General features: G+C 70.8%; 19 protein-coding genes. 8 read left to right on the forward strand and 11 right to left on the reverse strand.

What is annotated here, in order from left to right; genetic code table 11:
- Positions 1 to 8 precede the first annotated feature (8 nt).
- From SLV14N_RS11405 to SLV14N_RS11435, 7 genes are all read left to right on the forward strand, one after another.
- The gene (locus SLV14N_RS11405) at positions 9 to 422 is read left to right on the forward strand and encodes a roadblock/LC7 domain-containing protein (RefSeq protein ID WP_018087200.1); all 414 of its coding nucleotides are present in this window, start codon (positions 9 to 11) and stop codon (positions 420 to 422) included.
- A 105-nt stretch (positions 423 to 527) separates the two neighbouring features.
- Positions 528 to 938 (forward strand): DUF742 domain-containing protein, encoded by a 411-nt coding sequence (locus SLV14N_RS11410; RefSeq protein ID WP_030087818.1) that lies wholly within the window; start codon positions 528 to 530, stop codon positions 936 to 938.
- Positions 919 to 1,512, forward strand: a complete 594-nt coding sequence (locus SLV14N_RS11415) for an ATP/GTP-binding protein (protein WP_127153184.1) — start codon at positions 919 to 921, stop codon at positions 1,510 to 1,512. Before SLV14N_RS11410 ends, SLV14N_RS11415 begins: the two co-directional genes overlap by 20 nt.
- A 410-nt stretch (positions 1,513 to 1,922) precedes the next feature.
- Positions 1,923 to 5,009 (forward strand): nitrate- and nitrite sensing domain-containing protein, encoded by a 3,087-nt coding sequence (locus tag SLV14N_RS11420; RefSeq protein ID WP_263269234.1) that lies wholly within the window; start codon positions 1,923 to 1,925, stop codon positions 5,007 to 5,009.
- 10 nt (positions 5,010 to 5,019) lie between these two features.
- Entirely contained in the window at positions 5,020 to 5,433 is a 414-nt protein-coding gene (locus tag SLV14N_RS11425) for a roadblock/LC7 domain-containing protein (protein ID WP_018087204.1), read from the forward strand.
- 138 nt (positions 5,434 to 5,571) lie between these two features.
- Positions 5,572 to 6,108 carry a DUF742 domain-containing protein gene (locus SLV14N_RS11430; protein WP_259670239.1) on the forward strand — a complete coding sequence of 179 codons (537 nt, stop codon included), beginning with the start codon at positions 5,572 to 5,574 and terminating at the stop codon, positions 6,106 to 6,108.
- Entirely contained in the window at positions 6,089 to 6,667 is a 579-nt protein-coding gene (locus SLV14N_RS11435) for an ATP/GTP-binding protein (RefSeq protein ID WP_073447656.1), read from the forward strand. The genes SLV14N_RS11430 and SLV14N_RS11435 overlap by 20 nt, the downstream gene beginning before the upstream one ends.
- Before the next feature lie 140 nt (positions 6,668 to 6,807).
- Here SLV14N_RS11435 and SLV14N_RS11440 read toward each other — a convergent pair whose 3' ends face one another.
- The 4 genes from SLV14N_RS11440 to SLV14N_RS11455 form a co-directional block, all read right to left on the reverse strand.
- The gene (locus tag SLV14N_RS11440) at positions 6,808 to 7,464 is read right to left on the reverse strand and encodes a DUF4360 domain-containing protein (RefSeq protein WP_208680832.1); all 657 of its coding nucleotides are present in this window, start codon (positions 7,462 to 7,464) and stop codon (positions 6,808 to 6,810) included.
- A 920-nt stretch (positions 7,465 to 8,384) separates the two neighbouring features.
- Positions 8,385 to 8,591, reverse strand: coding sequence for an acyl-CoA carboxylase epsilon subunit (locus SLV14N_RS11445; RefSeq protein ID WP_208680833.1), 207 nt, complete (start codon positions 8,589 to 8,591; stop codon positions 8,385 to 8,387).
- Positions 8,592 to 8,653: 62 nt separating this feature from the next.
- Complete coding sequence (locus SLV14N_RS11450; protein WP_018087209.1) at positions 8,654 to 10,237, reverse strand: acyl-CoA carboxylase subunit beta; 1,584 nt, start codon at positions 10,235 to 10,237, stop codon at positions 8,654 to 8,656.
- A gap of 216 nt (positions 10,238 to 10,453) precedes the next feature.
- Positions 10,454 to 12,892 (reverse strand): polysaccharide lyase 8 family protein, encoded by a 2,439-nt coding sequence (locus SLV14N_RS11455; RefSeq protein WP_263269238.1) that lies wholly within the window; start codon positions 12,890 to 12,892, stop codon positions 10,454 to 10,456.
- Between the two features lie 241 nt (positions 12,893 to 13,133).
- Here SLV14N_RS11455 and SLV14N_RS11460 point away from each other — a divergent pair, with 241 nt between their 5' ends.
- On the forward strand, positions 13,134 to 13,772 hold the full coding sequence (locus SLV14N_RS11460) for a YceI family protein (protein WP_263269239.1): 639 nt from the start codon (positions 13,134 to 13,136) through the stop codon (positions 13,770 to 13,772).
- 85 nt (positions 13,773 to 13,857) lie between these two features.
- On the opposite strand, the gene cimA is transcribed toward SLV14N_RS11460, so the two are convergent.
- The 7 genes from cimA to ureA form a co-directional block, all read right to left on the reverse strand.
- Positions 13,858 to 15,498, reverse strand: a complete 1,641-nt coding sequence (gene cimA, locus SLV14N_RS11465) for a citramalate synthase (protein WP_263269240.1) — start codon at positions 15,496 to 15,498, stop codon at positions 13,858 to 13,860.
- Positions 15,499 to 15,779: 281 nt separating this feature from the next.
- On the reverse strand, positions 15,780 to 17,177 hold the full coding sequence (locus SLV14N_RS11470) for a S28 family serine protease (RefSeq protein WP_263269241.1): 1,398 nt from the start codon (positions 17,175 to 17,177) through the stop codon (positions 15,780 to 15,782).
- 100 nt (positions 17,178 to 17,277) lie between these two features.
- Positions 17,278 to 18,609 carry an MFS transporter gene (locus SLV14N_RS11475; RefSeq protein WP_263269242.1) on the reverse strand — a complete coding sequence of 444 codons (1,332 nt, stop codon included), beginning with the start codon at positions 18,607 to 18,609 and terminating at the stop codon, positions 17,278 to 17,280.
- A gap of 171 nt (positions 18,610 to 18,780) precedes the next feature.
- Positions 18,781 to 19,398 carry a TetR/AcrR family transcriptional regulator gene (locus SLV14N_RS11480; RefSeq protein ID WP_208680839.1) on the reverse strand — a complete coding sequence of 206 codons (618 nt, stop codon included), beginning with the start codon at positions 19,396 to 19,398 and terminating at the stop codon, positions 18,781 to 18,783.
- Positions 19,399 to 19,434: 36 nt separating this feature from the next.
- Positions 19,435 to 20,475, reverse strand: a complete 1,041-nt coding sequence (locus SLV14N_RS11485; protein ID WP_263269244.1) for an agmatine/peptidylarginine deiminase — start codon at positions 20,473 to 20,475, stop codon at positions 19,435 to 19,437.
- A gap of 81 nt (positions 20,476 to 20,556) precedes the next feature.
- Positions 20,557 to 22,251: an urease subunit alpha gene (locus SLV14N_RS11490; protein WP_263269246.1), complete on the reverse strand. Its 1,695-nt coding sequence runs from the start codon at positions 22,249 to 22,251 to the stop codon at positions 20,557 to 20,559.
- Positions 22,248 to 22,952, reverse strand: a complete 705-nt coding sequence (ureA, locus tag SLV14N_RS11495) for an urease subunit gamma (RefSeq protein ID WP_263269247.1) — start codon at positions 22,950 to 22,952, stop codon at positions 22,248 to 22,250. Before ureA ends, SLV14N_RS11490 begins: the two co-directional genes overlap by 4 nt.
- Between the last annotated feature and the right edge of the window lie 82 nt (positions 22,953 to 23,034).

The raw sequence follows: 23,034 nt of genomic DNA on the forward strand, positions 1-23,034 counted from the left end.
TGAGTCCGATGAGCCAGGCGGCGCAGAACCTGAACTGGTTGATCACCAACTTCGTGGACAACACCCCCGGGGTGTCGCACACAGTGGTGGTCTCCGCGGACGGGCTGCTCCTCGCGATGTCCGAGGGCTTCCCTCGCGACCGTGCCGATCAGTTGGCGGCGGTGGCCTCCGGCCTCACCTCGCTGACCTCCGGCGCCTCCCGCATCTTCGAAGGGGGAACGGTCAACCAGACCGTAGTGGAGATGGAGCGGGGGTTCCTCTTCATCATGTCCGTCTCGGACGGATCGTCGCTGGCCGTACTGGCGCACCCCGAGTGCGACATCGGCCTGGTCGGCTACGAAATGGCCCTGCTGGTCGACCGCGCGGGCACGGTGCTGACGCCCGATCTCCGCGCCGAACTGCAGGGCAGCCTGCTGCACTGACGTGGCGCCCGCAGCGCCGCACAGGTCAGCACACAACCCAACCCATGTGCCGCACCCCCCACCGGCCCAACCCGACGACAGTCAGTTGTCCCGCCCGGAGGACCCATGACCCCGCCACCTGCCACTTCCGGCCCGTACGGCGCCTATAGCCAAGCGCCGTACGGGAGCGAAGGTGACCAGCCGCTGGTGCGCCCTTACGCCATGACCGGAGGCCGGACCCGGCCGCGCTACCAGCTCGCCATCGAGGCGCTGGTCAGCACGACCGCCGACCCCTCTCAGCTGCCCGGGCTGCTGCCCGAGCACCAGCGGATCTGCCACCTGTGCCGTGAGGTGAAGTCGGTCGCCGAGGTCTCCGCCCTGCTGCACATCCCGCTGGGTGTGGCACGGATCCTGGTCGCGGACCTGGCGGAGGCCGGGATGGTGGCGATCCACCAGCCCGGCGGCAGTGGCGAGGCCGGTGGCACGCCGGACGTGACCTTGCTCGAGAGGGTGCTCAGTGGACTTCGCAAGCTCTGACAGCGGTTCGGACGGGAACACGGCCCGCGCCACGACCTCCGCCAAGATCGTGGTGGCGGGTGGCTTCGGCGTGGGCAAGACCACGTTCGTCGGGGCCGTATCGGAGATCAACCCGCTGCGCACCGAGGCCGTGATGACCTCCGCCTCGGCGGGCGTCGACGATCTCAGCCACGTCCAGGACAAGACCACGACGACCGTGGCGATGGACTTCGGCCGGATCACCCTGGACCAGGACCTGATCCTGTACCTCTTCGGTACGCCGGGTCAGGACCGCTTCTGGTTCATGTGGGACGACCTGGTCCGTGGCGCCATCGGCGCGGTGGTGCTGGTCGACACCCGCCGTCTCGCCGACTGCTTCCCGGCCGTCGACTACTTCGAGAACAGCGGACTGCCGTTCGTCGTCGCCCTCAACGGCTTCGAGGGCTACCAGCCCTACGCGCCCGAAGAGGTCCGTGAGGCGCTGCAGATCGGCCCGGGAACCCCGATCATCACCACCGACGCCCGGCACCGCAACGAGGCCAAGAGCGCGCTCATCACGCTCGTGGAGCATGCGCTGATGGCGCGGCTGCAGTAGCCCGCGCACCGGCCCGCACCGCATCCGGTGCGGGCCGCAGGGCAGTTGTCAGCAGTTGTCACCGGCGGGGCTGCGCCCCCTGCCCCGGACCGGTTTCCGGCATCCGTGAGTGGATCTGTGTCCTTCGACACGCCCACAAATTTGCTTCATAACGTTTCGACAGTGAATCAGCTGGGTTTCGACACCCCGTGCGCACACCCGGCTTCGCTGCGCTCACAATTCTCCTGCATTTTGGCGCGGCTCGCCCTTAACGCCCCTTTTATCTCAGGCCCTTTCGCGCCTCCTCCGCCTTTACCCAGTGTTTGGAACGCACCGCCCTGACGTGCTGAAATTCGCTGAACTCCGGAGTAGGAACGCCCAGAAGAAACGGCACAGCAAGACAGTGCCGGCGCCGAGAGGTTGTTGGTCGAGTGAGGCGAAGCAAGGCGAGCCCCGAGCCGCAGGAACCGCGGCGGGGCAACTTCACCCCGCCACCCAGAGGTGGCCTACCGGCTTCCGACGCGCCCGAAAATACGGTCGCGAAGCCTCCGGTCAGTGGCGGAAAGTACTCCCCGCGCAACTGGCGCGTGGCGACCCGCCTGAACGCCATTCTGTTGATCCCCGTAATCCTCGCCCTGATCTTCGGCGGGCTGCGGGTGGACAGTTCGTTCGCCACCTGGCAGGAAGCCCAGGACGCGGAGAACACCGCGAAGCTGGTCCGTGCGTCGCTCACCTACAGCAACGCCCTGCTCGACGAGCGGGACCGCACCGCGGCGCCGCTGCTGAAGGGCAAGAAGGACGACCCGGCCGTGCTGGGGGCGCGTGACGCCACCGACGCCGCCGCCGACAAGTTCCACCAGGCCGCCAAGGCCATGCCGGACAAGCCGGGCCTCAAGCGCCGCCTCGCCGCGTTCGAGAAGTCCGAGCCCAAGCTCCAGCAGCTGCGCCAGGCCGCCTACACCTCCAAGCTGCGCGGTGTGCAGACCGAAGAGGGCTATGTCGAGGTCCAGCACCCGCTGATGGAGTTCGCCAACGAACTCGGCCTGGGCACCGGCAACATCACCTCCTACGGCCGTACCGTCTACGCCGTCGCGCTGGCCAAGGCCGCCGTGTCGCTCCAGCGGTCCATCGGCACCCACCTCCTGGTCGACCCGGCGTCCCCGCAGGGCGGCAAGGAGCACAAGCTTCAGTTGACGGCCTTCGCGTCGTACCGCTATCTGGAGGGCATCGCCATCGGCGAGTACACCTCCGGCGGTACGCCCGAGGACGTCGAGCGCCTCAAGAAGGACGCCGCGGGGCTCAAGCAGGCCGCGCAGCAGAAGATCGCGCGGGCGAAGGAGCAGGCTCAGGCCGCCGGCCGGCCGTTCCGCGCCCCGCCGTCGATCGACCAGATGGGCACCCAGATCGCCACCGGCACGGCGCCGGAGTCGCTCAGCGTGCGCGGCATCACCTCCGACACCTACTTCGCGGCCTCGACCGGCAAGTTCGACATGTACCGGTCCATCGAGAAGGACCTGTCGGACAAGGCGGTGAACGAGGCGGCGCAGATCGCCGAGGACGCCCGGCAGTCCACCTTCGTCGACTCCGGCATCGTGCTGGCCGCGCTGATCATCGCGTTCGTCGTGGCCGGTCTGATGGCCCGCCGGATGAGCCGCAACATGCGCGAGCTGCGCACCGCGGCCTTCGGCATCGCCGAGCAGCGGCTGCCGATGCTGGTCGACCAGCTCTCGCGGACGGACCCGGGCCGGGTCGACACCCGGGTGCAGCCCATCCCGATCTCCACCACCGACGAGATCGGCGAGGTCGCCCGCGCCTTCGACCAGGTGCACCGCGAGGCCGTCCGGCTCGCCGCCGAGCAGGCTCTGCTGCGGGGCAACGTCAACGCGATCTTCACCAACCTCTCCAGCCGTAACCAGGGTCTGATCGAGCGCCAGTTGGAGCTGATCACCGACCTGGAGAACAACGAGGCGGACCCGGACCAGCTCGAAAGCCTCTTCCGGCTCGACCACCTCGCCACACGTATGCGGCGCAACGGCGAGAACCTCCTCATCCTCGCGGGCGAGGAGCCCGGCCGCCGCTGGAACCAGCCGGTGCCGCTGGTCGACGTCCTGCGGGCGGCGATCAGTGAGGTCGAGTCCTACGAGCGAATAGACCTCACCGGCGTCCCCGAGAGCGAGATCCACGGCACCGCCGTGACCGACCTCGTGCACCTGCTGTCCGAGCTGCTGGAGAACGCCACCACGTTCTCCTCCCCGCAGACCAAGGTGCGGGTGGCCGCGACCCGGCTGCCCGACGGCCGGGTGATGATCGAGATCCACGACAAGGGCATCGGGCTCACCCCCGAGGACTTCGCGGACATCAACCACAAGCTGGCGAACCCGCCGAGCGTGGATGCCGCGATCTCCCAGCGCATGGGCCTGTTCGTGGTCGGCCGGCTGGCCGACCGGCACGGGATCCGGGTGCAGCTGCGCCCCTCCGGCGAGCAGGCGGGCACCACGTCGCTGGTCATGCTGCCCGAGGCGATCACCCACGGTGGTGGCGGCGAGGAGCAGTTCGAGGACGACTTCACGGTGTCCCGGATCGTGCCCGAGCACGAGCACGCGGCGTACGAGAGCCAGCAGCGCACCGCCGCCGAGCTGGGCTTCGACGACAGCCGCTACGGCCGTGCGGACGGCGGCGAGCTGGACATGATGGGCCGCTCGATGCTCCGCGAGGAGCGCCGGGCCGCCCTGGAGGCCCAGGCCTCCGGTGAGCAGGCTCCCGAGTACCAGCAGGACGAGCGTCCGCTCTTCCGTGACGAGGTGTCGTCCGGCGGCGCGTACCAGGACTACCCCGCCCAGGCATATGCGGAAGCCGATCAACCGCTCTACGACGACCGGTCCCACGGCAACCAGGCATTCGGCGAGACGGGCTTCGCGCAGACCACGGGCCAGCAGCCCTACGTCTCCCACGAGCCGGCACAGCCGGACGAATGGGCCGAACGCCCCGCATTCGGGGGCTACTTCGGAACCGAAGCGGAATCTGACCGGAATGCAACTGCCGCTCCCGCCGGCGCCGCTGAGCGCGTACCATTCGAGCGTCCGGGCCCCACACCGAGCGACGCCCCATCGCTGACGGACGCCGGCCTTCCGCGCCGCGGAGGCCGCGACCAGCAGGCACCCCAGGTGCACGAGCAGCGGAGCGCGCCGGAGACCGGCCAGGACGGCTCGGACTGGCGCAGCTCCAACGACGAGCGCTGGGAGCGGGCGGAGCAGCTGCGCGAGCCGAAGGCGGGCGGAGTCACCTCTTCCGGCCTCCCCCGGCGGGTGCCCAAGGCCAACCTGGTCGAAGGTGCAGCGGAGCAGACCCCACAGGGCGGCCCCCAGGTCTCCCGCGCCCCGGAGGACGTCCGCGGCAGGCTGAGTAACCTGCGCCGCGGCGTCCAGCAGGGACGCAACGTCGGCACGGACTCCTCCGGAGTCCCCCAGAATGACCAACAGGGCTTCGGCCCCGGCAGCACCTACGATCAGGAGCGTTAGTGTGAGCCCGATGAGCCAGGCGGCGCAGAATCTGAACTGGTTGATCACCAACTTCGTGGACAACACCCCTGGGGTGTCCCACACGGTCGTGGTCTCCGCGGACGGTCTCCTCCTCGCCATGTCCGAGGGCTTCCCTCGTGACAGAGCCGATCAGTTGGCGGCGGTGGCCTCCGGCCTGACGTCGCTGACCTCCGGCGCGTCCCGCATCTTCGAGGGCGGTAGCGTCAACCAGACCGTGGTGGAGATGGAGCGTGGTTTCCTCTTCATCATGTCCGTCTCCGACGGATCGTCGCTGGCCGTACTGGCGCACCCCGAGTGCGACATCGGCCTGGTCGGCTATGAGATGGCCCTGCTGGTCGACCGCGCGGGCACGGTACTGACGCCGGATCTGCGCGCCGAACTGCAGGGAAGTCTTCTCAACTAAAAGACAGGCAGTGCGTTTCCCGCCACCGCGCCTTATGGTTCGGTGGCGCGACCGGCGTCAGACAGGCAAGTTGGAGGAGGAGACGTGGCAACGCCCCCGAGCGGATACCCGTATGGTTCCGGGCAGGAGTCCGGGCCTGTGGGCGAGACCCATAACAACCGCTTCAACTTCCCGTCTGCGCCGAGCCGCCGGCCGCAGCGGCCCCCGCAGCAACAGCCCCGGACGTACGGCTCCCAGCCGTACGAGCCGTCGGTGTACGACCAGCCCCAGGCACCGCGCATCCAGCCGGTGCAGCCGCAGCGGCGCGCGCCCGAGCCCGCCCCCACCGGCGCGAACAACCCGCTGGTGCGTCCGTACGCCATGACCGGAGGCCGGACCCGGCCGCGCTACCAGCTCGCCATCGAGGCGCTGGTCAGCACGACCGCCGACCCCTCCAAGCTGCAGGGCCAGCTGCCGGAGCACCAGCGCATCTGCCACCTCTGCCGCGAGATCAAGTCAGTAGCCGAGATCTCCGCGCTTCTCTCCATCCCCCTCGGCGTCGCCCGGATCCTCGTCGCCGACCTGGCAGAGGCCGGACTCGTCGCCATCCATCAGCCCGGCGGGGACGAGACCGCCGGCGGACAGCCAGATGTGACACTGCTCGAAAGGGTGCTCAGTGGACTTCGCAAGCTCTAGCGGTGCAGCCCGCTCCACCACCTCCGCGAAAATCGTGGTGGCGGGCGGCTTCGGCGTGGGCAAGACCACGTTCGTCGGGGCCGTCTCAGAGATCAACCCGCTGCGCACCGAAGCCGTGATGACCTCCGCCTCGGCGGGCATCGACGACCTCACGCACGCGCCGGACAAGACGACCACGACCGTGGCGATGGACTTCGGCCGGATCACCCTGGACCAGGACCTGATCCTGTACCTCTTCGGTACGCCGGGCCAGGACCGGTTCTGGTTCATGTGGGACGACCTGGTCCGTGGCGCCATCGGCGCGGTGGTGCTGGTCGACACCCGCCGTCTCGCCGACTGCTTCCCCGCGGTCGACTACTTCGAGAACAGCGGACTGCCGTTCGTCATCGCCCTCAACGGCTTCGACGGACATCAGCCCTACACGCCCGACGAGGTGCGTGAGGCGCTGCAGATCGGCCCGGACGCGCCGATCATCACCACCGATGCACGGCATCGCAGCGAGGCCAAGAGCGCGCTCATCACGCTCGTGGAGCATGCGCTGATGGCGCGGCTGCGCTAGCAGGACGCGTCCGGGCGCCCCGTGCCCGCACGCACGCACCGACGAAAGGCCCCCACACCGTTTTCCGGTGCGGGGGCCTTCGTCGTGCCGTGGGGCCCGTACGCGCCGGTGTACGGGCCCCTGGGGCGGTGTCCCGCGCGTCAGCGGCGGCCGGGGCACTCCTTCCATGCGAAGTGGTACAGGGTGTTGATGCTGCCGTCGGTGGAGTCCATGGCCATGTAGCTCGTGGACTTGGGGTCCGCCGACTTGGCGTCCACCCTCATCTCGGTGTTGATGTTGAAGTAGCGCTCCTCGCCGCAGGGTGCGTACACCAGCGCGTCGATGTCGGCCTCGTCCGAGGTCTGCCAGTTGGAGTCGTAGGGCCCGGTGAAGCTGTGGCTCTTACGGGTCGTCTGCTGCTGGCCCTGGAAGTAGTAGCCGGCCGTCTCCAGCCCCTTGGCGCCCGGAGCCAGGGAGGCGTAGCCCCGGTAGTCGGCCCGGGCGATCGCGTAGGTGAAGCCCTGCGGGACATGGACGTTGAGCGCGATCTGGCAGTTCTTGCGGGAGTCGGTGGGCTTGCTGCCGCTGCCCGCCTGGGCGAGGTATTCGCTGTACGTGACGGTGAAAGCGGTGTTGTCGGGGGCGATGGCCACCGCGGCGCTGCCGGGTCTGCAGCCCGAACCGTTGACCGTGGCGACGGTAATGGTGATCTTGCCGGTCGGCGGGTCGTCGCCGAACCGGGCTGTGGTGGTGGGGGATGCCGATCCGGCGAGGAGCAGCGATGCCACTGCGGCACCAGCACTGATTGTGCTGAGCATGGGCTTTCCTTCCGGCCGTCCTAGGCCCGCGGGGCGGGAACACCAGGAGATGGGATGACGAGCGCATGCCAGCATGGGGATCGCGGCTTGAACAGCTCTGCTCCCCAGGATTGAGGCGAACCTACGCCTTGATCCGGACGCGACATGCCAAACCGGAACACCACGTCCGAAAAAGGGGGTTGCCGTTGGCTGGCGCCGGTGCGGGTTGCCGTGGGCTGGGGCCGGTGCGGGTTTGCCGTGGGCTGGGGCCGGTGCGGGTTTGCCGTGGGCTGGGGCCGGTTCGCCTACGCGGTGTGGGTGGGGGGCCGGAGGGGACGCCCGGTAACCCGTCCTCGGCGCGGGCGGCCCTGGTCCCAGAGGTTGGGAGCCCCGGCGTTCGCTCCGGGTCCTGCGGGCGGCTCACCGGACATCCCCTCCGACCGCCGTACGTACGCGGCTCTCCCGCCGTACCGATCACCGTCACGGCCGTACGCAGCAGGTCTTGGCAGGGACCTGGCCGGGCCGCCCGCTCATTGGGCGCGGCCAGGGTCTGGGCTGTGACGGACGGTGTCACCGGGCGGCAGTCGGCAACGCTGGATGGTTGGAGGGGATGTACCGGGGCCCGCCCGCAGGACCGGAGCGAACGCCGGGGTGCTCAATCGCACGTAGCCGCGTCGCCCGCGCCGAGGACGGGTGCCGGTGCGTCCCCTCCGACCCCCGCGGCAACCACGCAACCCGCAACACCCCAACCCCCACCAAGCCGCACGGCCCCAGAAGCAAGTGACGGATCGGCCGCGCCACGAAGGGGCGCGGGGAACTGCGCGCCCAGCCACAACCGCACCCGCGGACGCAGACAAACAACACGCCCCAGAAAACCCGCGAGGGACCCCGCACCACCGCAGGGCCCCTCGTCGGAGAAAGCGCGCGTCAGCGCGCTAGCGTCACCGCTGCCAGCTGGTAGCCCCGTGGAAACCGTTCTGACGCTCCAGCCGCCGCCAGCGCGCGGCGGTGGCGTGCGGGCGGGCGGGGGCGGCCGCCGGCTGGTGGGCGGCGCGGGCCAGCAGGACGGCGGTCAGGGCGGCGAGCTCTTCCTCGCTGGCCTGGCCCTTCTCCACGCGGATGGGCTCGGTGCGGTGGGCAGGATTCACGGTGTCTTCTCCGTCGTCGCGGTGGGCGTGGTGCCGGGTGCGGGTGCGGGTGCGGGGCGTGGCTACTGGGGCGGGTTGCCGTGCTTGCGCGCGGGCAGGTCCGCGTGCTTGGTGCGCAGCATCTCCAGGGCGCGGATGAGGGTGTGGCGGGTTTCCGCCGGGTCGATGACGTCGTCGACCAGACCGCGCTCGGCCGCGTAATAGGGGTGCATCAGCTCGGACTTGTACTCCTTGACCATGCGCACCCGCATGGCCTCGGAGTCGTCCGCCTCGGCGATCTGCTTGCGGAAGATGACGTTGGCGGCGCCCTCGGCGCCCATCACCGCGATCTCGTTCGTCGGCCAGGCATAGGTCAGGTCGGCGCCGATGGACTGCGAGTCCATGACGATGTAGGCGCCGCCGTAGGCCTTGCGCAGGACGAGGGAGATCCGCGGAACGGTGGCGTTGCAGTAGGCGTAGAGCAGCTTGGCGCCGTGCCGGATGATGCCGCCGTGCTCCTGGTCGACGCCGGGCAGGAAGCCGGGGACGTCGAGCAGGGTGACGATCGGGATGTTGAAGGCGTCGCACATCTGGACGAAGCGGGCGGACTTCTCGGACGCCTCGATGTCCAGGACACCGGCCAGCGACTGCGGCTGGTTGGCGATGATGCCGACCACGCGGCCGTCGAGCCGGGACAGCGCGCAGATGATGTTGGTCGCCCAGCGCTCGTGGACCTCCAGGTACTCGCCGTCGTCGACGATCTCCTCGATGACCTTGCGCATGTCGTACGGGCGGTTGCCGTCGGCGGGGACCAGGTCCAGCAGCGCGTCGCCGGAACGGTCGGCGGGGTCCTCGCACGGGACCGTCGGCGGGTTCTCCCGGTTGTTGGCCGGCAGCAGCGAGAGGAGGTAGCGGACCTCCTCCAGGCAGGTGGCCTCGTCGTCGTAGGCGAAGTGGGCCACGCCGGAGGTCTCGGCGTGCACATCGGCGCCGCCCAGGCCGTTCTGGGTGATCTCCTCGCCGGTCACCGCGCGCACCACGTCGGGGCCGGTGATGAACATCTGCGAGGTCTCGCGGACCATGAAGACGAAGTCCGTCAGGGCCGGGGAGTAGGCGGCACCGCCGGCGCAGGGGCCGAGCATGACGGAGATCTGCGGGATGACGCCCGAGGCCTTGGTGTTGCGCTGGAAGATGCCGCCGTAGCCGGCGAGCGCGGAGACACCCTCCTGGATACGGGCGCCGGCGCCGTCGTTCAGCGACACCAGCGGCGCACCGGCCTGGATGGCCATGTCCATGATCTTGTGGATCTTGGTGGCGTGGGCCTCGCCCAGCGCACCGCCGAAGATCCGGAAGTCGTGCGCGTAGGTGAAGACGGTCCGGCCGTGGACGGTGCCCCAGCCGGTGATCACGCCGTCGGTGTAGGGCTTCTTCGCCTCCAGGCCGAAGCCCGTCGCCCGGTGCCGCCGCAGCGGCTCGACCTCGTTGAACGAACCCTCGTCCAGCAGCAGCTCGATCCGCTCGCGGGCCGTCAGCTTGCCCTTGGCACGCTGCGCTTCGGTGGCACGCTCGCTGGGGCCTCGCCGAACCTGCTCACGGATGGCGTGCAGTTCGGCGACGCGCCCGCGGGCGTCGTTGGCGCCGGCGGGCACATCTTCGACAGTGGTCATGTATCGACGGTACGTGGGCGAGGCGCCGCACACCGATGTCGGTTTCGTACAACGTCGCATGCGATTTGGTGGGCAGGCAGCACAGAACCGTGCTGTACGCGCCCCGCGTCCCGGCCTCCGTTCGGGTGGCGGAGCTCTTCCGCGTCTGTATGGGCCCCACAAACAGCTACGGCGCGCTGTTGTCGTGACCGGCTGGTCGGACGGGCCGGTTTCCGTTCACCGCAACCGCACCGTGCAGGTGTGGGTGGCACAGCTCGTACCGGGGGTCAGGCGCAGTCGCAGGGCCCGCCCGGTGGCCAGCACCTCGATCGCCGGGTCGTGGGCGAGCACCGCGCGCACCGGCCGTGACCAGGTGATCTCCAGGGTATCGCCGGAGCGGTCGGGGGCGGCGAGGCACAGCCGGGCGGTGCGGCCGCGGCCCGCCGGCCACCCGCTCGGCCGCTCCCGGACCAGCACGCTCGCGGGGCCGCTGCTGGCAAGCGGCCCCGCGCCGCCCGCCCGCCAGAAGTTGGCGGCCGTTACGCCGAGCGGGTCGACGGCGATCGCCTGCCGGCCCGCGTCGTTGGCGAGCACGGTCAGCCAGCGCCGGTCGGCGGCGCGGGCGGCGAGGGTGCGGGCGGTGGCGCCCGGCATGAGGAGGTAGGCGTAGCCGGCGTCGGTGGGGTCGGTGCCGTGGTCGTGCCAGAGGGTGAGATAGCGGCGGGTGAAGGGCTGCGGGGAGGAGGTGCTGTTGATGTCGTGCCAGGAGCCGGTGCGGGCCTCGCGCAGCGCCTTGAGGGGGGCGCCGCCGGGGAAGACCCAGCCGCCGTGTCCGGCGAGGTGGGCCCAGTGGGCGCGGCGGAAGGCGAGGGGCTCGCCGAGTGTGCCGGGCTGCGGTACGCCGTCGACGGTGAGCGCCGCGGTCCCGGACTCGCCCAGGCAGCGGTTGTCGACGACGGTCTCGGCGGGCACCCCGTCGCGGGCGGTGATGCCGGCGCCCAGGCAGACGACGCAGTCCGCGAGCGCGAACCAGGACTTCCGGGCGGTGAGGGTCGAGGACAGACCGCGCAGGTCCTGCCCGATCGCGGCGAAGGTGCCGTCGGTGGTCCCGCCGACCCAGCGCGCGGCGGGTTTGGGCTCGCCCCAGCCGCCGCCCTCGTTGTCGGCCAGCCGCTTGGTGGACACGGTCGTGCCGGGGAGCCGGTAGGGGTCGACGGTGGGCCAGAAGGCATCCGTGTACTGGTCGCCCCCGAAATCCGCGCCCCACCAGGAGAGCATGCCGGCGCCGGTGTGCCAGCCGCGCGGGTTCTCACCGTTTCCGTTCTCGTAGTACGTGATGCGGTCGGAGGCCATGGCCAGGCCGGCGGCCCAGCCGGGGCGGCGGTGCACGGCGCGGTCCATGGCGGGGAACAGCCGGTGGCCGACGGGTTCGGGGGCGGGGGCCGCGGAGCTCGCGGCGATGGCGTGGAGCCGGGCGAGGTCGGCGACGGTGTACTGCCGGTCGGTGAGGACCGGCACCGTACGGTCGCGGGCGATCCAGCCCTTGATCATGCCGTGCCAGCGGTCCCGCTCGGCGCCGCTCGCGCTCCGGGCGAGCAGCGCGACGGCGGCGATCAGCGCATGGCCGTGGTAGTGGTCGCTGCGCAGCACATGCCGTTCGTCGCTGCGCAGGTAGCCGCGGCTGATGGCACGGCCGTTGACGAGGTCCATCATCAGGCCGTTGTGGAGCAGCGGGGCCCAGGCCCGCTCGACGCTGTCGAAGATGATCTGCCGGGCCGGGTCGGTGATCCGCCACGACGAGCCGCCGAGCAGGGTGAACAGCCGGCCGAGGCCGTCCAGCAGGACATAGCCGTAGGTGCCGGAGTAGGCGACCCAGGTGTGCTGGATGAAGGAGCCGTCGGCGTGGAGACCGTCGCCCTTGGTGACGTACGGGAAGACCGGTGAAAGGGCGTCGCGGGCCAGGGCGATCTTGCCGGGGGCGCGGCCGAGGACGCCGCGCAGCGCGACCACCCGGCACAGGTCGACGCGGTTGGCGCCGGTGCTGGTCCCGGTGTAGTCGCCGAGCAGGGTGTCGGGCACGAAGTGGTCGACGGCGGCCAGACAGCGGCCGCGCAGCGCGTCGCCGAGGCCGCCGGGCAGCCGCTCGTCGAGGAGCGCGACGGTGTCGAGCAGGAGTCTGGGGCTGCCGATCTGCCACTCCCACCAGTTTCCGTAGCGGGTGGTGGCGGTGTTGTAGACGGTGGCTTCGAGGTGGCCGAGGCCGGTGACGAGGGCCTCGGCGAGGCCGGGGTCGCCGGTGCGGCCGGTACCGGGCTGGGCGTAGGCCTGGGCCATGGTGTGCAGCCGGCTGTAGCTCTGGGTGATGCCGGACGGCGGGTCGTAGCGGCAGTCGGGCCAGAGGGAGCCGGCCGCCGGGCGCATGCTCGCCTGGAAGGTGCTCGCGAGGGCGCCGGTCTCCTGGAGGGCGGCGGCGTAGGGCGGGGCGGCGGGGTCGAAACCGGTGCCGAGGGTGAGCTCGCACCAGCGGCGGCGGAGGGTGGCGAACTCGTCGGCGGCCGGTGCGGCCGCCCCGGGGGTGGCGTGGGCGGGGCCGGCGGCGAGGCCGAGCGCGCCCGCGGTGGAGGCGGCGAGAAATCCTCTGCGTGACCAGACGGGCAGGGCGGGGACTGGTGGCACGGTCGGTCCTCTCCACGGCGTCAACTGGGCGGTGGCGCTGCGCACTTGGGAGTTCCCGATGGTCTAGCACGGGCCGCCGCCGAGCGGCAATGACCGCGCCGGACCACTGGCCGCCACCCGTCCGGCGGAGCCCAACCGAAGAGGGAGGTTGAATATTGAACCAAATGAGGTTACGGTGAATCTCGTTGAAGCTTAAACAAAACGCCGCGTCCATCGAGCGCACCGTCTTTGAGGAGGAGCCATGGCTCTGTTCAACCGCAAGCGCACCGCCGACACCGCCGGCAACACTGCCCCCGCCGCCACCGCTGCCGTCCTCGACGCGGACCCCACGCTCGCGGCGCTGACCGGCGACTACACCATCGACCCGGCCCACAGCAGCATCGGCTTCACGGTCCGGCACGCCATGGTCACCAACGTCCGCGGCGCCTTCGGCACGTACGAGGGCACGCTCCGCCTCGACGGCGCCGACCCGTCCCGCTCGACCGCGTCCCTCGACGTCACGATCGCGAGCATCGACACCGGGATCGCGGACCGCGACAACCATCTGCGCAGCGCCGACTTCTTCGACGCCGAGTCCTTCCCGCTGATGACCTTCCGCAGCACCGCCGCCGAGCGCGTGAACGGTGACCGCTACCGCATCACCGGCGACCTCACCCTCCGGGACGTCACCAAGCCGCTCACCATCGACCTGGAGTTCCACGGCTCGGCCACCGATGTCTACGGCGCCGAGCGGGTCGGCTTCGAGGGCAGCGCCGAGATCCTGCGCTCCGACTGGGGTCTGACCTGGAACGCCGCGCTGGAGACCGGCGGCGTCATGGTCAGCGACAAGGTCAAGCTCATCTTCGACATCTCGGCCGTCAAGGCGGCCCCGCAGGCCTGAACGGCTCTGCCATGTGACCGCGGCCCCGCGCCGGCCCCTCCCCCGAGGGCCGTGCGGGGCCGCGGTCACACCGTCGCGGGGGTGGTCACTCCTGCGGCTCGACCCCGGCCCGCAGCAGCCCGTACGCATAGGCGTCGTCCAGCGCCTGCCAGGACGCGGCGATGACGTTCTCCGCGACCCCGACCGTGGACCATTCGCCCCGGCCGTCGCTGGTGGAGACCAGGACCCGGGTGATCGAGCCGGTGCCCAGGGCGCCCTCCAGGATGCGGACCTTGTAGTCGACCAGCTCCATGTGCGCCAGTTGCGGGTAGATCCGCTCCAGCCCCACCCGCAGCGCCCGGTCCAGCGCGTTGACCGGGCCGTTGCCCTCGGCGGTGGCGACGATCCGCTCCCCCTTGGCCCACAGCTTCACGGTCGCCTCGTTGGCGTGCGTACCGTCCGGACGGTCCTCGACGATCGCCCGCCAGGACTCCACCGTGAAGTAGCTGCGCGGCCGGCCGCCCTCCGCCCGCTGCAGCTCCGCACGCAGCAGCAGCTCGAAGGACGCATCGGCTGCCTCGTACGTGTAGCCCGCCAGCTCACGCTCCTTGACCCGCTCGACGACCCGGCCGACCAGCTCGCGGTCGCCGCTCAGATCGATGCCCAGCTCCTTGCCCTTGAGCTCGATGGACGCCCGGCCGGCCATGTCGGAGACCAGCATCCGCATGGTGTTGCCGACCAGCGCCGGATCGATGTGCTGGTAGAGATCCGGGTCGATCTTGATGGCGGAGGCGTGCAGTCCGGCCTTGTGGGCGAAGGCGGAGACCCCCACATAGGGCTGGTGGGTGGAGGGGGTGAGGTTGACGACCTCGGCGATGGCGTGCGAGATCCGGGTGGTCTCGGCGAGCTTGCCTTCGGGCAGCACCTGGCGCCCGTACTTGAGCTCCAGGGCGGCGACGACCGGGAAGAGGTTGGAGTTGCCGACCCGCTCGCCGTAACCGTTGGCGGTGCACTGGACGTGGGTGGCGCCCGCGTCCACCGCGGCCAGGGTGTTGGCGACGGCGCAGCCGGTGTCGTCCTGGGCGTGGATGCCCAGCCGCGCCCCGGTGTCCGCGAGGACGGTCCGTACGACGGCGGTGACCTGCGCCGGGAGCATCCCGCCGTTGGTGTCGCAGAGCACCACGACATCGGCGCCGGCCTCGCTCGCGGTGCGGACGACCTGCTTGGCGTAGACCGCGTCCAGCGCGTAGCCGTCGAAGAAGTGCTCACAGTCGAGGAAGACCCGGCGGCCCTGTGCCCGCAGGTACGCGACGGTGTCCCGCACCATCGCGAGGTTCTCCTCCGGGGTGGTGCGCAGCGCCAGCTCCACATGCCCGAGGTGGGACTTGGCGACCAGCGTGATGACCGGGGCCTGGGATTCCAGCAGCGCGGCGACCTGCGGATCGTCCTCGACGCGGACACCGGCCTTGCGGGTGGCGCCGAACGCGACCAGCTGGGCGTGCCGGAAGTCGATCTCCTCGCGGGCGCGCTGGAAGAACTCGGTGTCCCGCGGGTTGGCGCCGGGCCAGCCGCCCTCGATGAAGCCGACGCCGAACTCGTCGAGGTGCCGGGCGATCGTCAGCTTGTCGGCGACCGTGAGGTTGATGCCCTCGCGCTGTGCACCGTCGCGGAGCGTGGTGTCGAAGACGTGGAAGTCGTCGGCCACCGCGTCGGCGGGCCGGGGGGAGGGTTCGGTTGCGTCCGTCATGCTGGTCTGGCTCCTGTCGGGATCTCGGTCTACCGGAATAACCGGTTCCACCGTCCCTCCATGATCCCTCGCGCTCCGCCTCCGGTGGGTGTGGGCCGGAAACGAAAAAACCTCTCGCGGGTGCGAGAGGTCTGCGCGCGGGTCTGGGACGACGGTGGCCACGCCGTACTCGGTTCGTACGGGGCGGTCACTGCGGACCGGCGCGCCTGCTGCCAATAATCATGGCGAACGAGAGCACGGTCCGCAGTGTGCCACAACCCCGGGCCGGACACGCGGAAGTCTCACAATGCGGGCGGACTGTCCACCGCGGCCCAGCGGCGGAGCGCGGCGGTGGCCCGTGCGCGGTCCCGGGGCGCCAGCTTGTCGATGCTCGCGCGGTGGTTGGTGTGCGGGGCCAGGTAGACGTGCGCGTCCCGGCTGCCCTGGCCCGTACGGAAGGGCTCGGCCCGGGCGGGATCGTTCTCGCCGTACACGAAGAGCAGCTCACTGCCGTGCTGCCGCACCCAGCGGTCGATGTCGGGCATGGCGTCCGGCTGGAAGCGCAGCGGAATGCTGCGCGGCACATAGGTGCGCATCTCCTGGATTCCGGGGTGGCGCAGCATTCCGGCCAGGTGCGGGGCGGCGAGCGACACGAAGCCGAGCTGGGTGCCCAACTGGTGGTAGGACGCGGTGACGGGGGCCAGATGGCGGTCGGTGTAGGCCGGGAGACGGGTCACGTCCTCGAACCAGGCGTACAGCGCGTCGCCATCGGCGGAGGGCCGGGGGATGCCGCCGCAGTCGTCCGCCGCTTCCTTCTGCATCCAGAAGACCATGGGCAACTGCAGCACGGTGAGTTCCAGTACGCGATCGGCGCTGCCGATGGTGCGGAACGTGTATCCCTGGTCTGCGGCCCAGCGGGTGAGGCGGCCCGCCATCTCCGCCCGCCGGTCCCCCAGCAGCGCGCGCTGCACCGCCGTGAGCGCGCTCCGGCAGGCGGGAGAGCCCACCCGCCTCAGGAAGCGGTCCTCGGCGGTGTCGTCCCGGTCGTCGGTGTTGTTGGGTGCCGAGTACGCGACGGATCCGGCCACATCGTGCGGGTAGAAGCGCCGGTGGTAGACGGTGGCCATACCGCCCTTGCTGCCGCCGGTGGAGATCCAGGCGGCGCGATAGATGGTCTTGAGGGCCCGGACCAGCCGGTGGTGATCGCTCGCCGCCTGCCGGATGTCGAGCTTCGACCAGTCGGTGGGGCGGGGGCGGGATGTGCCGAAGTACCGCTGCTCGACGCTGATCTGGTTGCCGTCCACGATCCGGCTCGGCTCGGAACGGAACGCGGGGTCCTGGTAGGTGAGGTCGTAGCCGTTGGTGTACAGCACCATCGGCCGGGCGGTGGACCGGTGGAGCAGCGACAGCCGCTGCTCGAAGCCGCCCTTGCCGGGGTGCCGGTGATCGACGGGCTGGCGGAAGACCAGCGCGAAGGAGCGGTAGCCGGCCGGGGCGGGGTTCTCCTTGATCACCCGCATCCCGGGTACGGCCGCGATCCTGGCGCGGATGGTGTCGGCGGCCGGGCGGGAGGCGGCCGGGGACGCCGTGGCCGGGTGCGCCCCGCCGGGCCGGGCAGCCGCCACGGACGGCGCCGCGACGCACGGGGTCAGCAGCCCCGTCAGCAGCAACAGCAGCAGTGAACGCCTGGTGTTCTTCATGCCGTCCAGCCAAGCCGCCCGGCGCCGGACGCGGATCCCCCGGGAACGGCAAACGGCCTCCCCCGGGCGGGGGAGGCCGTTCCCGGCCGGGACGGAACCCTCAGTCGGCGACGGGTGCCCCCACCCGCGCCCGGTCGCCTCCCGCGGCCTCGTCCTGCTTGCCGACCCGGTGCAGATCGATGGACCGGGTCTCGCGCATCGTGATGTAGACGATCAGCGAGACCGCGGCGCAGCCGGCGACGTACCAGTAGTAGCCGGACTCGATACCGCCCTCCTTGAACCACAGGGCGACATACTCCGCGGTGCCGCCGAACAGCGCGTTGGCGATGGCGTACGGCAGGGCCACCCCCAGCGCACGGATGCCGGTCGGGAACAGCTCGGCCTTCACACAGGCGTTGATCGAGGTGTAGCCGGTGACGACGACCAGGGCGAGCAGCGAGAGCCCGAGGGCCGGCCAGAAGCTGCCGGCGTGCTTGAGCAGCGTCATGATCGGCACGGTCAGGAACGTCGAGCCGACCGCGAAGGTGATCAGCAGCGGACGGCGGCCGATCCGGTCGGACAGCTTTCCGGCGAGCGGCTGGATGCACATGAAGATGAACAGGGCGCAGAAGCTGACCAGGGAGGCGGTCGGCTTGGGCAGTCCGGCGCTGCCCGAGAGGTACTTGGTGAGATAGGTCGTGTACGTGTAGTACGCGACCGTGCCGCCCATGGTGAGCGCGATGACCAGGAACGCCTCGCGCTTGTGGGCCAGCAGGGCCTTGAGGGTGCCGCGCGCCGGGTCGGCGTTGGCGCTGTCGTCCGCGGCGTACACCTCGGTCTCCAGCATGTTGCGGCGCAGATAGAAGACGATCGCGGCGCCCAGCGCACCGATGATGAACGGGATCCGCCAGGCCCAGCTGTGCAGCGCGTCCTCGGACAGGGTGCGCTGCAGCACGATCTGCAGGCCGAGGCCGAGCAGCTGCCCGGCGGTCATCGACACGTACTGGAAGCTGGAGGCGAAGCCGCGGCGGCCGGGCGCGGAGGCCTCGGTGAGGTAGGTGGCGCTGGCCGCGTACTCGCCGCCGACCGACAGCCCCTGCAGCATCCGCGCGATGAGCAGCACGGCCACACCGCCGTAGCCCGCCACCCCGTAGGTGGGCGCGACGGCGATCAGGACCGCCGAGGCGGACATCAGTGTGACGGTCAGCGTGAGCGCGGCCTTGCGGCCCCTGCGGTCCCCGACCCGGCCGAGCACCCAGCCGCCCACCGGGCGCATGAAGAAGCCCACGGCGAAGATCCCCATGGTGTTCATGAGGTTCGCGGTGTCATTCCCCTTCGGGAAGAACGAATCCGCGAAATAGACCGCAAAGCTCGCATAGACGAACCAGTCGAACCACTCGACCATGTTGCCGGCCGAGCCGACCCAGATCTTCTTCCATTGCTCTCGTCCCATAGCCGGTTACGGTCGCGGACCCGGAGGCCCTGGGCAAGAGCGCGGGCGGCAACGATCGCAGGTACTTACGTACGTTGCGGTCATGGGCAGGCCGGGGCCCGGAACCGGCCCACCGCGTCGCCGGGCAGCGAGGGTTCTCGCGGAGTACGGCCCGGCGGGGGCCGTGCCGGGTCAGCTCTCCCGGGCGGAGAGTGACTCGTCCAGGAATTCCCGTATGTGGCCGCGCACTTCTTCCCGTTCCGTGCCGGGGAGGCCGACGACCAGCTGGGAGCCGAAGCCGTCGAGCAGGGCGCGGGTGCGGGTGGCGAAGCGTTCGGCGTCGACGGGGCGGAACTCGCCCTTCGAGATGCCCTCGACGAGCAGGGCCACCAGGTCGCGGTGCCAGGCCAGTTCGAGTTCCAGCTGGCGTTCGCGGGTCTCGTCGTCGGCGTTCTGGGAGCGGTTCCACACCTCCAGCCACAGCGTCCAGCGCGGGTCGCGGTGGCCTTCGGGGAGGTAGAGGTCGACCAGGGCGTCGAGCCGCTCGCGGGCCGGGACGCGGCGGGAGAGGGCGGCCCGGCGCTCGGCGCCGAGCTGCTCCTCGCTCCACTGGAGGGTTTGCAGCAGCAGCTCGTCCTTCGTACCGAAGTAGTAGAGGATATGGCCGCTGCTCATGCCGACCTCGCGGCCCAGGCCGGCCATGGTCAGCCGGTCCAGGCCCTCCGCGGCGATGGTCGCCATCGCCGCGGCCAGGACCTGCTCGCGGGGCTGGTTGAGCCGGCGCCGGGGACGGCGCACGGGACCGGGCACGGGGACCTCCGGGGTCGGCTGGGGCAGGTCTGCGGATCAGACCTTCGGCTGCTGCTGGGTGATGCAGTGGATACCGCCACCCGCTGCGAAGATCGTACGGGCGTCCACGAGGGTCACCGTCCGGTCGGGGAAGAGCCGCCGGAAGATCGCGGCCGCCTCCTCGTCGCGCGGGTCGTCGAAGCCGCACAGCACCACGCCATCGTTGCAGAGGTAGTGGTTGATGTAGGAGTAGTCGACCAGCTCGCCGTCCTCCTCGATGACGGTCGGGGCGGGCACCTCGACGACCTCCAGCTGGCGGCCCCTGGCGTCGGTGGCCGAGCTCAGCAGCTTGACGATCTCGCTGCAGATCGCGTGGTCGGGGTGCTCGGGGTCGGGCTGGGTGTGGACGAGCACGGTGCCGGGGCGGGCGAAGGCGGCGACGATGTCGACATGGCCCCGGGTGCCGAACTGCCCGTAGTCGGCGGCCAGTCCGCGCGGCAGCCAGATCGCCTTGGTGGTGCCGAGGTGGGCGTGGATCTCGGCCTCCACCTCCTCCTGGGTACGGCCGAGGTTGCGGCCCGGGTCGAGCTGGACGGTCTCGGTGAGCAGGACGGTGCCCTCGCCGTCGATGTGGATGCCGCCGCCCTCGTTGACCAGCCAGGTGGCGTAGCGGCGGGCGCCGGCCAGCGCACAGACCTGCTCGGCGATCTTCTCGTCGAGGTCCCAGCGGGCCCACTCCTGGGCGCCCCAGCCGTTGAACACCCAATCGGCGGCGGCGAGTTGTCCCGTGCCGTCGGTGAGGAAGGTGGGGCCGATGTCGCGCATCCAGGCGTCGTTGAGCGGGCGTTCGACGATCTCGATGTCCGCACCGAGCAGCGCACGGGCGCCTTCCGACTGGCCCGTTCCGGCGACGACGGTGACCGGCTCGAAGCGGCGGACCGCGCGGGCGACGGCCGCCCAGGCGCGGCGGGCCCCGGCCAGCGTCTCGCCGCCCTCCTCGCCGAAGGTGAAGCTCGGGCCGGGCCAGGCCATCCAGGTGCGCTCGTGCCGGGCCCACTCCGGGGGCATACGGAAGCCGTCGGCGACAGGGGTGTTCATGCGGAGGTCCTCAGGTCTGTATCGATGTGACAGGCGGGGTGTTCATGAGGTCGGCCACTGGGACTGGTCCCCAGGGCGTGGTCACAGGAAATAGAGCCGGGACAGCGACACGGTGTCGGCCGGTTCCGAGCGCATCGGATCCCCGTCGAGGGTGACCAGCCCGCTGTTCCCGTCGACCTGCACCTGCCCGACCCGGGAGTTGTGGACGAGGTTGCCGGGGCCGATGCCACGGGTGCCGCGGACGGCGACCCGGCGCCGGCGGGTGGGCATACCGTCACCGCCCTGTTCGGCCGCGGCACGCGCGACGAAGGCGACGGAGATCTCGGCGGGGGTCGCGCCGTACGCCCCGAACTGCGGGCCGAGCACCAGGGGTTCGCAGGTGTCGGTGGCGGCGTTCGGGTCGCCGGTGACTCCGTAGGCGGGGAATCCGGACTTCAGCACCAACTGCGGTTTGGCGCCGAAGTACTGCGGCTTCCACAGCACGATGTCGGCCATCTTGCCGACCTCGATCGACCCGATCTCGTGCGAGAGGCCGTGGGCGATGGCGGGGTTGATGGTGAGCTTGGCGACGTAGCGCAGCACCCGGGCGTTGTCGTCGTGATCGCCGTCGCCCTGCATCGGGCCGAGTTCGGCCTTCATCTTGCCCGCCATCGCGAAGGTGCGGCGTACGGTCTCCCCCGCGCGGCCCATGCCCTGGGCGTCGGAGGAGGTGATGCCGATCGCCCCGAGGTCGTGCAGCAGGTCCTCGGCGCCCATCGTGCCGGCCCGGATGCGGTCGCGGGCCATGGCGGCGTCACCCGGCAGATCGGTCTTCAGGTCGTGGACCGAGACGATCATGCCGTAGTGCTCGGCGACCGCATCCCGTCCGAAGGGGAGGGTGGGGTTGGTGGAGGAGCCGATGACGTTGGGGACCCCGGCCATCTTGAGGACGTTGGGGACATGACCGCCGCCGCAGCCCTCGATGTGGAAGGCGTGGATGGTCCTGCCGTCCAGGACGCGCAGGGTGTCCTCGACGGTGAGGCACTCGTTGAGGCCGTCGCTGTGCAGCGCGACCTGAACGTCGTGGTCCTCGGCGACCCGCAGCGCGGTGTCCAGTGCGCGGGCATGGGCGCCCATGTCCTCGTGCACCTTGAAGCCGCAGGCGCCTCCCTCGGCGAGCGCCTCGATCAGCGGGGCGTCGCCCGAGGAGGAACCGCGGCCGAGAAAGCCGATGTTGACCGGCCAGGCGTCGAACGCGCTGAAGGCGTGCCCCAGCGCCCAGGGGGAGTTGACGCCGACGCCCCAGACCGGCCCGAATTCCTGGCCGATGACGGTGGTCACGCCGGAGGCCAGCGAGGCCTCCATGACGCGCGGCGAGAGCAGATGGACATGGGTGTCGACGGCGCCCGCGGTGGCGATCATGCCTTCGCCGGAGACGATCGAGGTACCCGTGCCGACGACGACATCGACACCGTCGAGGGTGTCGGGGTTGCCGGCCCGCCCTATGGCGTGGATTCGGCCCTCGCGGATGCCGATGGACACCTTGCGGATGCCCTGGACCGCGTCGATGACCAGGACGTTGCTGATCACCACATCGCAGGTCTCGCGGACCGCGGCGGCCTTGAGGAGCAGCCCGTCACGGGCGGTCTTGCCGAAGCCGGCGAGGAACTCGTCACCGGGCTTCTGGGCGTCGGACTCGACCCGGACGACCAGGCCCGAGTCACCGAGGACGACCCGGTCGCCGGCCCGCGGGCCGTGCACCGACGCGTACTCGTGGGGGTCGATGCTGCCCGTCATGCCTGTTCCTCCGCTCCCAGGTAGCCGCAGGCGGCGGCCCGCCGCAGCGCTTCCGTCCTGGCCCCCGGCGCATCCAGCGGGCCGTCGACGAGACCGGCGAAGCCGATCGCGATCCGGTCGCCGCCGATCGGGACCAGACCGACCTCCGAGGCCCCGCCGGGGTCGAACCGCACCGACGAGCCGGCCGGGACGCACAGCCGCATGCCGTACGCGGCGCCGCGGTCGAAGTCCAGCCGGGGGTTGGCCTCGAAGAAGTGGAAGTGCGAGGTGACGCTGATGGGCACCGTCGCGGTGTTGCGCACCGTCAGCACCGCCGCGGGCGCGGGCTCCGGATCGGCCGGGCCGGGGAGCACCGCGCCGGGCGCGGGGGGCTGCTCGCTCCGCCCGGCCGACGGGCCGGCGCCGATCGGGTCGCTGACCACCGCGAGCCGGGAGCCGTCGTCGAAGACGGCCTCCACATGCACCTCGGTGACCACGTCGGCCACGCCGGGCAGCACATCGTCCGGACCGAGCACACCGCGTGCCGCCTCGATGGCCTGAGCGAGGCGGCGCCCGTCCCGCGCCGCCTCGCAGACTGTGTCCGCGATCAACGCGGTCGCCTCGGGCACATTCAGCTTCAGTCCGCGGGCCCGGCGCGTCCGCGCCAGCTCGGCCGCGCCGAACAGCAGCAGCCGGTCGCGTTCCGTCGGAGTCAACCGCATCCCGTCACACCTCCAGCTCGATTTGAGCATCACTCTAACCGCGAAAATCGCCAAAAGGAAAGCATTGACCGATGCCCTAGGC

The organism is Streptomyces sp. Je 1-4 4N24 (assembly GCF_026239515.1).
GTDB classification, from domain to species: Bacteria; Actinomycetota; Actinomycetes; order Streptomycetales; family Streptomycetaceae; genus Streptomyces; species Streptomyces nigrescens.

Excerpts from the sequence above, each read along its gene's own strand:
- SLV14N_RS11485 (WP_263269244.1), bottom strand. The coding sequence starts at position 20,475 with ATGAACACCCCTGTCGCCGACGGCTTCCGTATGCCCCCGGAGTGGGCC.
- SLV14N_RS11405 (WP_018087200.1), top strand. The coding sequence starts at position 9 with ATGAGCCAGGCGGCGCAGAACCTGAACTGGTTGATCACCAACTTCGTG.
- SLV14N_RS11440 (WP_208680832.1), bottom strand. The coding sequence starts at position 7,464 with ATGCTCAGCACAATCAGTGCTGGTGCCGCAGTGGCATCGCTGCTCCTC.
- SLV14N_RS11475 (WP_263269242.1), bottom strand. The coding sequence starts at position 18,609 with ATGGGACGAGAGCAATGGAAGAAGATCTGGGTCGGCTCGGCCGGCAAC.
- SLV14N_RS11410 (WP_030087818.1), top strand. The coding sequence starts at position 528 with ATGACCCCGCCACCTGCCACTTCCGGCCCGTACGGCGCCTATAGCCAA.
- SLV14N_RS11425 (WP_018087204.1), top strand. The coding sequence starts at position 5,020 with ATGAGCCAGGCGGCGCAGAATCTGAACTGGTTGATCACCAACTTCGTG.
- SLV14N_RS11460 (WP_263269239.1), top strand. The coding sequence starts at position 13,134 with ATGGCTCTGTTCAACCGCAAGCGCACCGCCGACACCGCCGGCAACACT.
- SLV14N_RS11450 (WP_018087209.1), bottom strand. The coding sequence starts at position 10,237 with ATGACCACTGTCGAAGATGTGCCCGCCGGCGCCAACGACGCCCGCGGG.
- SLV14N_RS11470 (WP_263269241.1), bottom strand. The coding sequence starts at position 17,177 with ATGAAGAACACCAGGCGTTCACTGCTGCTGTTGCTGCTGACGGGGCTG.
- cimA (WP_263269240.1), bottom strand. The coding sequence starts at position 15,498 with ATGACGGACGCAACCGAACCCTCCCCCCGGCCCGCCGACGCGGTGGCC.
- SLV14N_RS11490 (WP_263269246.1), bottom strand. The coding sequence starts at position 22,251 with ATGACGGGCAGCATCGACCCCCACGAGTACGCGTCGGTGCACGGCCCG.
- ureA (WP_263269247.1), bottom strand. The coding sequence starts at position 22,952 with ATGCGGTTGACTCCGACGGAACGCGACCGGCTGCTGCTGTTCGGCGCG.